Raw genomic sequence first — 12,829 nt, forward strand, 5'->3', positions numbered from 1 at the left:
ACAGGCAGTTAGATTGGTTTCGAATACTGAAGGGGATTTGGTGATCAAAAGTGGCTGGTGATCAGCCCAAAAAAAAGCCCCTCCCAACAGGCTGATGCGCAACCTGATGGGAAGGGCTTGTAGAACACCTGTCATGCCCTGGCGTTATCGCCAGGGCATTTTTGTTGCACGCAGGCTCAGGCCACGAACTGCTCCGCGTAGTGGCAAGCCACTTGGCGGTTATCCAGCGGCCGCAACAGCGGCTCCTCGCTGCTGCAACGCGCTGTCGCGTACGGGCAGCGCTTGTGGAACGCGCAGCCGGATGGCGGGTTCAGCGGGTTGGGCAGTTCGCCGACGATCTTGATCTTCGGCTTGTTCGGGTCTGGATGGATGGTCGGGGTGGCCGACAGCAGCGCCTGGGTGTACGGGTGCAGCGGACGAGCGTAGATGTCTTCCTTGGGGCCGACTTCCACCGGGCGGCCGAGGTACATCACCATCACGTCGTCGGCAACGTGTTGCACCACTGCCAAGTTGTGGGAAATGAACACGTAGGCGGTGTTGAATTCCTGCTGCAGGTCCATGAACAGGTTAAGTACCTGGGCCTGGATCGATACGTCGAGTGCCGAGGTCGGTTCATCCGCCACCAGCACTTTGGGTTGCAGCATCATGGCGCGTGCCAGGGCAATACGCTGGCGCTGGCCACCGGAGAACATGTGCGGGTAGCGCTGATAATGCTCGGGGCGCAGGCCCACTTGCTTCATCATCGCCTGCACTTTTTCGCGGCGTTCGGCGGCGGACAGGTTGGTGTTGATCAACAGCGGCTCGCCGAGTTGATCACCGACTTTCTGCCGAGGGTTCAGCGAGGCGTACGGGCTCTGGAACACCATCTGCACGTCTTTGCGCAATTGCTTGCGCTGGGCCTTGTCGGCACCGGCGACTTCCTGGCCGGCGATTTTCAACGAGCCGGACGACGGCTCTTCAATCAGCGTCAGCGCGCGGGCCAGGGTGGATTTGCCGCAACCCGACTCGCCTACTACGGCGAGGGTCTTGCCGGCTTCCAGTTCAAACGACACACCATTAAGCGCGCGTACCAGCGCGTGGCCCTTGAACAGGCCACGGGAGACTTCGTAGTGACGGGTCAGGTCGCGGGCGGTAAGAACGACGGCCATTACGCCACCTCCTGGTTCAAGGGGTAGAAGCAGCGCGCGAGGCTGTTGCTTTTCGGGTCAAGGCCAGGCCGCTGGGCACGGCAGGATTCCTGCACATACGGGCAACGTGGCGACAGCAGGCAACCCTGCGGGCGGTCATAACGACCGGGAACGATACCCGGCAGCGTGGCCAGGCGCGTGGCGCCCAGGCTGTGCTCGGGGATCGCCTTGAGCAGCGCTTCGCTGTACGGGTGCGCCGGGATGTCGAACAGTTGCGGCACCTGGCCGACTTCCACGGCCTGGCCGGCGTACATCACGCACACGCGCTGTGCGGTTTCAGCCACCACGGCCAGGTCGTGGGTGATCAGCACCAGGCCCATGTTCTGCTCTTTCTGCAGGGCCAGCAGCAGCTCCATGATCTGCGCCTGAATGGTCACGTCCAGCGCAGTGGTCGGTTCGTCAGCGATCAGCAGTTTCGGCTCGCCGGCAATCGCCATTGCGATTGCGACACGTTGGCTCATACCGCCGGACAGTTGGTGCGGGTAGGCATCCATACGGCTGGCCGCGCCCGGAATTTCCACTTTTTCGAGCAGTTCGATCGCACGTTTGCGCGCTTGCTTGCCGGACATTTTCAGGTGCAGGCGCAGCACTTCTTCGATCTGGAAACCCACGGTGTAGCTGGGGTTCAGCGCGGTCATCGGGTCCTGGAACACCATCGCCAGGTCTTTGCCGACGATTTGGCGGCGCTGACGGTTGCTCAGCTTGAGCATGTCTTTGCCATCAAAGTTCAGGGCGTCGGCGGTGACGATGCCGGGGTGCTCGATCAGGCCCATCAGCGCCATCATGGTCACGGATTTACCCGAGCCCGACTCGCCAACGATCGCCAGTACTTCGCCCTTGTCGACGGAAATGTCGAGGCCATCGACCACCGGCACGGCGGTCGCGTCGCCGAAGCGTACGTTGAGATTCTTGATTTCTAACAGTGACATGGGAATCTCCTCAGGCGGCGTTCTTGAGTTTCGGGTCCAGCGCATCGCGCAGGCCGTCACCCATCAAGTTGATTGCCAGCACGCTGAGCAAAATGGTCAAACCCGGCAGGCTCACGACCCACCAGGCGCGTTCGATGTAGTCACGGGCCGAAGCCAGCATGGTGCCCCACTCAGGGGTTGGCGGTTGTACGCCAAGGCCTAGGAAGCCCAGGGCCGCGGCATCGAGAATCGCCGAGGAGAAGCTCAAGGTGGCCTGTACGATCAGCGGCGCCATGCAGTTGGGCAGCACGGTGATGAACATCAGGCGTGGCAGGCCGGCGCCAGCGAGGCGGGCGGCAGTCACGTAGTCGCGGTTCAGTTCGCCCATCACCGCAGCACGGGTCAGACGCACATACGAGGGCAGCGACACGATCGCAATGGCGATCACGGTGTTGATCAGGCCAGGGCCGAGGATTGCGACAATGGCGACAGCCAGCAGCAGCGACGGCAGGGCCAGCATGATGTCCATCAAGCGCATGATGGTTGGGCCGAGCATGCGCGGGAAGAACCCGGCGAACAGACCCAGCAGGATGCCCGGGATCAGCGACATCACGACCGACGACAAGCCGATCAGCAAGGACAGGCGCGAACCCTGGATCAGGCGCGAGAGCAGGTCACGGCCCAGTTCGTCGGTGCCGAGCAGGAACTGCATCTGCCCGCCCTCCAGCCAGGCTGGAGGGGTGAGCAGGAAGTCGCGGTATTGCTCGCTTGGGTTATGCGGCGCAACCCAAGGGGCGAAGATCGCGCAAAACACCACCAGCAACATGAACAGCAGGCCGGCAACGGCGCCTTTGTTCTTGGAAAAGGCTTGCCAGAATTCTTTGTACGGGGACGGGTACAGCAGGCTTTGATCGACTGCTACCGCGGAAGTAGGTGTGGTCATGGTCATGATCTCAGCGCTGGTGACGGATGCGTGGGTTGGCGAAGCCGTAGAGGATATCCACCACGAAGTTCACCAGAATCACCAGGCAGGCGATTAACAGGATGCCGTTTTGCACCACGGGATAGTCCCGTGCGCCAATGGCTTCGATCAGCCATTTGCCGATGCCGGGCCACGAGAAGATGGTTTCGGTCAGGACCGCACCGGCCAGCAGCGTGCCCACTTGCAGGCCGACCACGGTGAGTACCGGGATCAGCGCGTTACGCAGGCCGTGGACAAATACCACGCGCGCCGGCGACAGGCCTTTGGCCTTGGCGGTACGGATGTAGTCTTCGCGCAGGACTTCGAGCATCGACGAACGGGTCATCCGCGCGATCACCGCCAGCGGGATGGTGCCGAGCACGATGGCCGGCAGGATCAAGTGGTGCAGGGCGTCGAAGAACGCATCGGGCTCGTCAGCCAGCAGCGTGTCGATCAGCATGAAACCGGTGCGCGGCTCGATGTCGTAGAGCAGGTCGATACGCCCGGAAACCGGGGTCCAGCCCAGGCTAACCGAGAAGAACATGATCAGGATCAGGCCCCACCAGAAGATCGGCATCGAATATCCCGCGAGGGAGATGCCCATCACCCCATGGTCGAACAGGGATCCTCGTTTCAAGGCCGCGATCACCCCGGCCAACAGGCCCAGGACACCGGCGAACAACAGGGCGGCCACGGACAGTTCCAGGGTCGCAGGGAAGAGGGCGGTGAATTCGGTCCACACGCTGGTGCGCGTGCGCAGTGACTCACCGAGGTCGCCGTGGGCGAGTTTGCCTACGTAGTCCAGGTATTGCGCGTACAGCGGCTTGTTAAGGCCGAGGCGTTCCATTGCCTGTGCGTGCATCTCGGGGTCGACTCGTCGTTCGCCCATCATGACTTCGACAGGGTCGCCGGGGATCATGCGAATCAACGCAAACGTCAGCAACGTGATGCCGAAAAACGTGGGGATCAATAACCCCAATCGGCGGGCAATAAAACTAAACATCTTGTTGTGTACCTCAATCAGCCGGTTAGGCAGGTTCGGCACCGTCAATGGCGACGGTGCCGAGCGTCTTCTCTTATTACTTCACCTGGGTGGTGGCGAAGTTATTGGTCGTCAGAGGGCTTTGGGTATAACCCTCGACGTTTTTGCGCATGGCGGTGAACATTTTCGGGTAAGCCATGGGAATCCACGGTTGGTCCTTCTCGAAAACGTCCAGTGCTTGTTCATAGAGTGCAGCGCGCTGGGCCGGTTCAGCGATAGCGCGTGCCTTGTCGATCAAGTCTTGAAACTCTTTGTTACACCAGCGGGCGTAGTTTTCGCCGTTTTTGGCTGCATCGCAACTCAGGTTTGGTGTGAGGAAGTTATCCGGGTCCCCGTTATCCCCCGCCCAACCGGCGGACACCATGTCGTGCTCACCGTTTTTGGCGCGCTTGAGCATTTCGCCCCATTCCATGACCTTGATGTTCACTTTCAGGCCGATCTGCGCCAGATCCGCCTGCATGCGCTGGGCGCCGAGCATCGGGTTGGGGTTGGTCGGGCCGCCGCCGTTACGGGTGAACAGGGTGAACTCAGTGCCTTCCGGTACGCCGGCTTCCTTGAGCAGGGCGCGGGCCTTGTCCAGGTCACGCGGTGGGTTTTTCAGCTTGTCGCTAAAGCCCAGCAGCGTTGGCGGGTACGGGCCGGTGGCGTCGACAGCGTTGCCTTTGCCGTACAGGGACTCGTTGTAGCCTTGTTTGTCGAACGCGATGTTGATCGCGTGGCGCACGCGCGCGTCGCTCATGTACTTGTGGGTGGTGTTCAAGGCGGTGTAGCTGGTGGTCATCGCCGCCAGTTCCGCGACTTTCAGGTTGGGATCAGCCTTGGCGCTCGGCACATCATCGGGCTTGGGGTACAGCGCGATCTGGCATTCGTTGGCCTTGAGCTTTTGCAGGCGCACGTTGCTGTCGGTAGTGATGGCCAGGATCAACGGGTCAGCCGGCGGCTTGCCACGGAAGTAGTCCGGGTTGGCCTTGAAGCGCACCTGGGCGTCTTTGGCGTAACGGTTGAAGATGAACGGGCCGGTGCCGATGGGCTTGGCGTTCAGGTCATCGGTCTTGCCGGACTTGAGCAACTGGTCGGCGTATTCGGCGGAGTGAATCGAGGAAAACGCCATGGCCAGGTCGGACAGGAACGGTGCTTCAGGACGGGTCAGGGTGAAGACCACGGTGTGGTCATCGGTCTTCTCTACGCTCTTGAGCAGTTCCTTGAAGCCCATGCTTTCAAAGTACGGGTAGCCCACGTTGGACTTGTTGTGCCACGGGTGATTCGGGTCCAGCTGGCGCTGGAAGCTCCAAAGCACGTCGTCGGCATTCATGTTGCGCGTGGGTTTGAAGTAATCGGTGGTGTGGAACTTGATGTCGTCACGCAGGTGGAACGTGTAGGTCAGGCCATCGGCACTGATTTCCGGCAGGTCTTTGGCCAGGGCAGGCACGACTTCGGTGGTGCCGGGCTTGAAGTCCACCAGGCGGTTGAACATGGTTTCTGCCGCGGCGTCAGCGGTGACGGCGGTGGTGTACAGGACCGGGTCAAAACCTTCCGGGCTGGCTTCGGTGCAGACCACCAACGGTTTGGCCGAAACGCCGATCGCAACGCTCAATAGCGCAGCGGCAATGGCAGCTTGTAACGGGAGCATTTTCATTCAGAGCCCTCTGCAATCGAGTGAACCAGACAAGCGTAGACAGCGGGCTCGTCCTGAGCCCGCCGTTTACCTGGCGCTAATTAAAGAATGTTGAACGGGATGGTGGTGACCAGGCGGAACTCACGCAGGTTGCCGTCAGCCTGGTTGGCGCTGGCGCGGTGAGTCACGTAGGTACCACGAATGGTGGTGGCCTTGAGTGCGCCGCTTTGGATGGCGTACGAAGTACCTACGCCGTATTCCTGGTGTTTCTCGCCGTCTTGGGTCTGGATACCGTTGTAAGCAAAGCCTTTCACGCCGCCGTCGCCGGTGTAGTGAGTGCCGTCGATGCCCCAGCCGCGAGCCGAGTAGATGTTGAACTTCAGGCCTGGCACGCCGTATTCGGCCATGTTGATGCCGTAGGCGATCTGGAAGGATTTCTCGTTCGGGCCGTTGAAGTCGGACGTCAGGGAGTTGGCCAGGTAGATGCCGTTGGTTTCGTGCAGGTAGTCGAAGTACTCGTTACCGTTCACTTCCTGGTACGAGAAGGTCAGGCTGTGAGCCTGGTGAGTCAGGCCGAGCGACAGCGAGTAAGTGTCGTTGTCGATCTTGCCCATCAACTTTTTGCCTTCGTCGACGGTTTTGTAGTAGTTCAGGCCGGTGGTCAGGCTCAGTTGCTGGCTGTCACCCAGTTCATGGGTTGCGCCGAAGTAGTACTGGTTCCAGAAGTCTTTGACTTGAGCGCCGAAGAAGCTGGTTTTCAGGCTCTTGAACGGCTGGTAGTTCACACCGGCGGTGTAGACGTGATCCGCTTCCTGGCCATTGCCGTATTCGCTGCGGAATTTCGACAGGCTCTGTTCGGTACGTGGCGACACGCGGTCGAAGTAAGCGCCCTGGAACGACAGGTTGCTGAACTCTTCGCTGTTGAGGGCAAAACCTTCAAAGCTCGACGGCAGTGCACGGTTGCCGATGGTGTCGATAATGCCGCTGCTGAAGTTCTGGCGACCGGCGGTCAAGGTGGTGTTGGACACACGGAACTTGACGTTGGCCAGGCCCAGTTTGCTCCACTGGCCTACGGCATCGCCGTCGGAGTCGGCCAGGGTACGGTTGGAACCGCCCTTGATGTCACGCTTGCTCTGGTCGAGCGCGATGACGTTGTAACCCGCTACTTCGGTTGCTACCCCAACAGTGCCTTGGGTGAAGCCCGAGGAGTAGTTAAGGATGGTGCCTTGCAGCCAGTTGGTACGGTAGGCGTCGGTGCGAGCCTCGCCGTGCTTCTGGTAAGTGAACTTGCTACCACGGAAACGCTGCTCGTTGGAAAACCAGTTACGGGTAGTACCGCCCAGGCTTTGACCGTCGATAAAGCCTTTGGCCTCGCTTTGGGCGCTGGTGCCGGCCAATGTGGTCGGAACGAAGTCCTGGCTCTGGGTTTCAGCGAAGGCGGTCGCCGTGATGCTGCTGATGGCCAGGGCCAGAAGCGCTTTGCTGCTCAGTTTCATGGGTGGAGCTCCTTTGGTTCTCTTTTTAATGCCGGTCTTTTTAGGTGAACCGGCTATTGGGTGTGTAACTCGTTCAAGCCTTTGCAAACGTTTGCCGTAGGAAATTTCCCAACAAAAGGCTGCACGTTTGCCAGGGAGCCAACGTCGCTCCCTGCAATCCGGTTATTTTTTTATGGGTTGATACTGACGCCCGAGAACACGTTGCGGCCGAAGGGGCTCACTTTAAAACCTTCGACTTTGGCGCTTAACGGCTGGTTGACCGTCGAGTGGGCGACGGGCGTGATCGGCACCTGCTGCTTGAGCAGTTGCTGCGCCTGTTTGTATAGAACAGTCCTTTGTTCGCGGTCGGTCACGACCTTGGCTTGCTTGATCAGCTTGTCGTACGCCGGGTCACACCACATGGAGTAGTTGTTCCCGCCGATGGCGTCGCAGCTGTAAAGAGTGCCCAGCCAGTTGTCCGGGTCACCGTTGTCGCCGGTCCAGCCGATCAGGCTGATGTCGTGCTCACCGTTCTTGGTGCGCTTGATGTACTCGCCCCATTCGTAGCTGACGATCTTGACCTTGAGGCCGATCTTGGCCCAATCGCTTTGCAGCATTTCGGCCATCAGCTTGGCATTGGGGTTGTAAGGCCGTTGCACCGGCATCGCCCACAGGGTGATCTCGGTACCTTCCTTGACGCCGGCGGCCTTGAGCAATTCCTTGGCTTTTTCCGGGTTGTAGGCAGCGTCCTTGATGGTGTCGTCGTAGGACCACTGGGTCGGCGGCATGGCGTTGACTGCCAGTTGGCCGGCGCCCTGGTACACGGCGTTGAGGATGCTTTGCTTGTTCACCGCCATGTCCAGCGCCTGACGCACTTCGAGCTGGTCGAAGGGTTTGTGGCGCACGTTGTAGGCGATGTAACCCAGGTTGAAGCCGGGTTTGGTCAGCAGTTGCAGGTTCGGGTCGGCCTTGAGGGCGTCGACGTCGGCCGGGCGCGGGTGCAGCGTGATCTGGCATTCACCGGCCTTGAGCTTCTGTACCCGCACCGACGCATCGGTGTTGATGGCGAAGATCAGCTGGTCCAGCTTGACCCGGCTTGGGTCCCAGTACTGTTTGTTACCCACGTAACGGATCTGCGAGTCTTTCTGATAACGCTGGAACACAAACGGACCAGTGCCGATCGGCTTCTGGTTGATGTCGCTGGGCTTGCCTTCCTTGAGCAACTGCTCGGCGTACTCGGCCGACAGAATCGAGGCAAAGCTCATGGCGATGTTTTGAACGAACGCAGCGTCGACCGTATTCAAGGTCATCACCACGGTGTGCGGGTCGGTTTTCTCGACCTTGGCAATGTTCTTGTTCAGGCTCATCCCGTTGAAGTACGGAAACTCGGTGGGGTAGGCCTTGCGAAACGGGTGGTCGGGGTCAAGCATGCGGTTGAAGGTGAACAGCACGTCGTCGGCGTTGAAGTCGCGCGTCGGCTTGAATTCCTTGTTGCTGTGGAATTTCACCCCTTCACGCAAGTGAAAGGTGTAGGTCAGGCCGTCTTCGGAAATATCCCACTTGGTTGCCAACCCAGGTACCACATTGGTCGCGCCTTTTTCGAACTCAACCAAGCGGTTGTACAGCGGCTCGGCCGCATCGTTGTCGGTGGCGGTGGTGTACTGCGCGGTGTCAAACCCGGCCGGGCTGCCTTCAGAGCAGAACACCAGGCTCTTCTTGTCGGCGGCTTGGCCCATCGTGGCCACAGCCAGCAGGCTGGTGCCAAAAATTGCGGATAGAACAGTGGTATGGCGCATGACGATCCCGATCCTTGTTTGTAGTTGTCATCAGCGAGCAATCACCCAGGCTCGAAGCCTGGGAGACATCACTGATCCCACATACGGCAGGTGCCTTTCCGATATTGGTGCCTCTGCTGTCGTACGACGGTATGGGCCGTGGACTTCGCAGTAAATGCGCCAAAACGGATTGACCTTGTAGGCAACAGACGCACCTATCGCAGTTCGTTGCCGTAGGACGGTAACGGTTGCAAAGGTGGTCTGATTCCTACGGTCCAGGCGGATGCAATAACGGCGACGTTATGAAACGTCGCCGTTATTAATCCTTACTTGCCGCTTACGCTCACGCCGTAGAAGGAGTTCAAGCCAAACGGGCTGATCTTGAAGTCCTGCACGGTGTTGCGCATGGGTTGATACACCGTCGAGTGCGCGATAGGTGTGTAAGGCAATTCATGTTTCAGGAGTTGTTGCGCCTGCTTGTACAGTTCGGTGCGCTTGGCCACATCAGTGGTCGACTTGGCCTGACTGATCAGGTCGTCATACTGCTTGTTGGTGAACTTGGAGAAGTTGTTACCGTTCAAGGCCGAGGAGGCGAAGAGGGTACCCAACCAGTTGTCCGGGTCACCATTGTCACCGCTCCAGCCGATGATCATCGCCTGGTTCTCGCCGCCTTTGGAGCGCTTGATGTACTCGCCCCACTCGTAGCTGACGATGTTGACCTTCAGGCCGATCTGTTTCCAGTCGCTCTGCAGCATCTCAGCCATCAGTTTGGCGTTCGGGTTGTACGGACGCTGAACCGGCATGGCCCACAAGGTGATCTCGGTGCCTTCCTTGATACCGGCTTCCTTGAGCAGTTCCTTGGCTTTGGCCGGGTCGTACTTGGCGTCTTTGATGGTGGTGTCATACGACCATTGGGTCGGCGGCATGGCGTTGACGGCCAGTTGGCCTGCGCCCTGATACACGGAGTCGATGATCTGCTGCTTGTTGACCGACATGTCCAGCGCCTGGCGAACGCGCAGGTCTGCCAATGGGTTTGGCGTGGTCTGGCCCTTAAGCACAGGCATGACGTTGTAAGCGATATAACCCAGGTTGAAACCCGCCTGGTGCGGCATCTTCATGTCCTTGTCCGCTTCCAGTGGCTTGATGTCCGCTGGGCGAGGATAGGCCGTGATCTGGCACTCATTCTTCTTGAGTTTTTGAATGCGTACCGAGGCGTCAGTGGAGATCGAGAAGATCAGGTTATCAACCTTGACGTCTTCAGGCTTCCAGTAGTCCTTGTTGCCGGTAAAGCGGATGTTGGAGTCTTTCTGGTAGCTTTTGAAAACGAACGGACCGGTGCCGATTGGCTTCTGGTTGATGTCGCTGGCTTTGCCTTCCTTCAACAGCTGGGCAGCGTATTCGGCCGACTGGATCGACGCGAAACTCATTGCCAGGTTCTGGATGAAAGCCGCGTCCACGGTGCCAAGGGTGAACTTGACGGTGTGGTCATCAACTTTTTCGATGTTCTTGATGTTCTTGTCCATTTCCATGTCCGAGAAGTACGGGAACTCGGTTGGATAGGCTTTACGGAACGGATCGTCCTTGTTGATCATGCGATTGAACGTGAACAGCACGTCATCGGCATTGAATTCACGAGTCGGCTTGAAGTACGGAGTGGTGTGGAACTTGACGCCTTCACGAAGGTGGAAGGTATACGTCAGGCCATCCGGGGAAACGTCCCAACTGGTGGCCAGGCCAGGAACAACGGCGGTGCCGCCACGTTCAAATTGGCTCAGGCGGTTGAACACGGTTTCGGCCGAGGCATCGAAGTCTGTTCCGGTGGTGTACTGGCCTGGGTCAAAACCGGCCGGGCTCCCTTCGGAGCAGAACACCAGGTTAGTCGCCGCTTGGGCGAAAGGGGCTGCGGCCATAAGGCCAGCGCTAACTAAAAGCGGAAGGACTGCGTGTTTAAGCATGTTGGCCTCATGATTTGTTGTCATTTTTGGTGTTGAGGGCGACCTCGTGAGTCGGCCTGCGGATACTTATGCAGGGGCCATACCCATTGCAAGATGCTGAACCGTCGTGAGGGCCAAACAGTGGTACGAACGTACAGGAATGTCGCATTTATGAAAGTTTGTACATAAATGCATATATATAGAGGGTTTTTTCGGTGCATTTGACGCACCAAAAAAGCCCAACCGAGGCGTCTGGCGCACTCGGTTGGGGCGCAGCTGTTACTTATCTAGACTGACACCATAAAACGGCGTCAGGCCAAAAGGACTGATCTTGAAGTCCTGCACTTCTTTTCGAATTGGCTGGAAAACCGTCGAGTTTGCGATAGGCGTTATAGGTACTTGTTCCTTAAGGATTTTTTGTGCCTGTTGATACCACTTGATGCGCTGGTCGCGGTCACTGCTGACTTTGGCTTGCTGCACAAGTTTGTCGTAGGCCGGGTTACACCATTTGGCGTAGTTGCTGCCTTTGACCGCGGCACAACTGTAGAGCACGCCGAGCCAGTTATCCGGGTCGCCGTTGTCCCCGGTCCAGCCGTAAATCATCGCGTCATGTTCGCCATTTTTCGCGCGTTTGATGTATTCGCCCCATTCGTAGCTGACTATGTTGGCTTTGATACCCACCTTTTCCCAATCCTGCTGAATCATCTGCGCCGACATTCGCGCGTTTGGATTGGAGGCGCGCTGCACGGTCATCGCCCAAAGATTGATGGTGGTACCTGGTGCAACCCCTGCTTCTTTTAGTAGCGCCCGCGCCTTGGTCGGGTCGTAGGGAGCGTCCTTGATGGTGGGGTCATAAGACCACTGTGCGGGTGGCAATGCGTTCTGCGCCAATTGCCCGGCGCTTTGGTACACGGCCTTGATAATCGCCGGTTTGTCGATGGCCATATCCAGGGCCTGGCGCACTTTGAGTTGGTCAAGCGGCGGGTGAGTCACGTTGTAAGCAAGAAAGCCCAGGTTGAAACCGGCTTGTTGCAGCACACGCAGGTTGGGGTCCTGTTTCATCACCTCGATATCGGCCGGGCGTGGGTAACCGCTGACCTGGCACTCGCCGGCCTTGAGCTTCTGCAAGCGCGAAGCAGCGTCCGGAGTGATGGCAAACACCAGGTTGTCGAGCTTCACATCCTCGGGTTTCCAATACTGTTTATTGGCGACGTAACGGATCTGCGAGTCTTTCTGGTAGCGCTTGAACACAAACGGCCCGGTGCCGACGGGTTTCTGGTTGATGTCTTCAGCCTTGCCCTCTTTCAACAGCTGGGCGGCGTATTCGGCTGACTGCACCGAGGCAAAACTCATGGCCAGGTTCTGCACGAACGAGGCATCGACATTATTCAGGTTGAAACGCACGGTGTGATCGTCGAGTTTTTCGACGTTTTTGATCGTGGTGTTCAACCCCATGTCGGTGAAGTACGGCGACTCGGACGGGTAAGCCTTACGAAATGGGCTATCGGCATCCAGCAGGCGGTTGAAGGTAAACAGCACGTCATCCGCGTTGAAGTCGCGGGTAGGGGTGAAGTAGTCGGTGGTGTGGAACTTGACGCCATCGCGCAGATGGAAGGTGTAGCTCAGGCCGTCATTGGATACCTCCCAGCGCGTTGCCAGGCCGGGTTCGACTTCGGTGCCGCCACGCTTGAACTGGGTCAAGCGGTTGAACACGGTTTCGGCGGAGGCATCAAAATCGGTGCCGCTGGTGTACTGACTGGGGTCGAAGCCGGCAGGGCTGGCTTCAGAGCAGTAGACCAGGGTGCTGGCCGCCTGGGCCATCGGCATGAACGCCAGCAGGCTTGCAGCCAGGAGTAGCGGTTTGAAAGCAGTTCTTTCCATGGAAACTCCTGAAGTGGCAGGCCTATACAGCCGCCCAAACGAAAACGGCGG

Annotated in this window: 9 protein-coding genes; all 9 read right to left on the reverse strand. The window is 58.6% G+C overall.

Features of this window, described 5'->3' with window-relative positions; translation table 11 throughout:
- Window positions 1-176: 176 nt before the first annotated feature.
- The 9 genes from AC19YS_RS12530 to AC19YS_RS12570 all read right to left on the reverse strand — a co-directional run bounded on the left by AC19YS_RS12530 (window position 177) and on the right by AC19YS_RS12570 (window position 12,778).
- Window positions 177-1,148, reverse strand: a complete 972-nt coding sequence (locus AC19YS_RS12530; protein WP_106578631.1) for a peptide ABC transporter ATP-binding protein — start codon at window positions 1,146-1,148, stop codon at window positions 177-179.
- A complete protein-coding gene (locus tag AC19YS_RS12535; protein ID WP_106578632.1) occupies window positions 1,148-2,116 on the reverse strand; it encodes an ABC transporter ATP-binding protein in 969 nt (322 codons plus the stop codon). Before AC19YS_RS12535 ends, AC19YS_RS12530 begins: the two co-directional genes overlap by 1 nt.
- A gap of 10 nt (window positions 2,117-2,126) precedes the next feature.
- The gene (locus AC19YS_RS12540) at window positions 2,127-3,038 is read right to left on the reverse strand and encodes an ABC transporter permease subunit (RefSeq protein WP_106578633.1); all 912 of its coding nucleotides are present in this window, start codon (window positions 3,036-3,038) and stop codon (window positions 2,127-2,129) included.
- A 10-nt stretch (window positions 3,039-3,048) separates the two neighbouring features.
- Window positions 3,049-4,059, reverse strand: coding sequence for an ABC transporter permease subunit (locus AC19YS_RS12545; RefSeq protein ID WP_500601838.1), 1,011 nt, complete (start codon window positions 4,057-4,059; stop codon window positions 3,049-3,051).
- A gap of 76 nt (window positions 4,060-4,135) precedes the next feature.
- Window positions 4,136-5,734 (reverse strand): ABC transporter substrate-binding protein, encoded by a 1,599-nt coding sequence (locus tag AC19YS_RS12550; RefSeq protein ID WP_500601840.1) that lies wholly within the window; start codon window positions 5,732-5,734, stop codon window positions 4,136-4,138.
- 80 nt (window positions 5,735-5,814) lie between these two features.
- Complete coding sequence (locus tag AC19YS_RS12555; protein ID WP_106578635.1) at window positions 5,815-7,209, reverse strand: OprD family porin; 1,395 nt, start codon at window positions 7,207-7,209, stop codon at window positions 5,815-5,817.
- A 170-nt stretch (window positions 7,210-7,379) separates the two neighbouring features.
- Window positions 7,380-8,924 carry an ABC transporter substrate-binding protein gene (locus AC19YS_RS12560; RefSeq protein WP_371924155.1) on the reverse strand — a complete coding sequence of 515 codons (1,545 nt, stop codon included), beginning with the start codon at window positions 8,922-8,924 and terminating at the stop codon, window positions 7,380-7,382.
- Between the two features lie 365 nt (window positions 8,925-9,289).
- On the reverse strand, window positions 9,290-10,918 hold the full coding sequence (locus AC19YS_RS12565) for an ABC transporter substrate-binding protein (protein ID WP_106578637.1): 1,629 nt from the start codon (window positions 10,916-10,918) through the stop codon (window positions 9,290-9,292).
- A gap of 258 nt (window positions 10,919-11,176) precedes the next feature.
- A complete protein-coding gene (locus AC19YS_RS12570; protein WP_367242492.1) occupies window positions 11,177-12,778 on the reverse strand; it encodes an ABC transporter substrate-binding protein in 1,602 nt (533 codons plus the stop codon).
- Window positions 12,779-12,829 lie beyond the last annotated feature (51 nt).

This window comes from Pseudomonas sp. MF08831 (assembly GCF_059862645.1).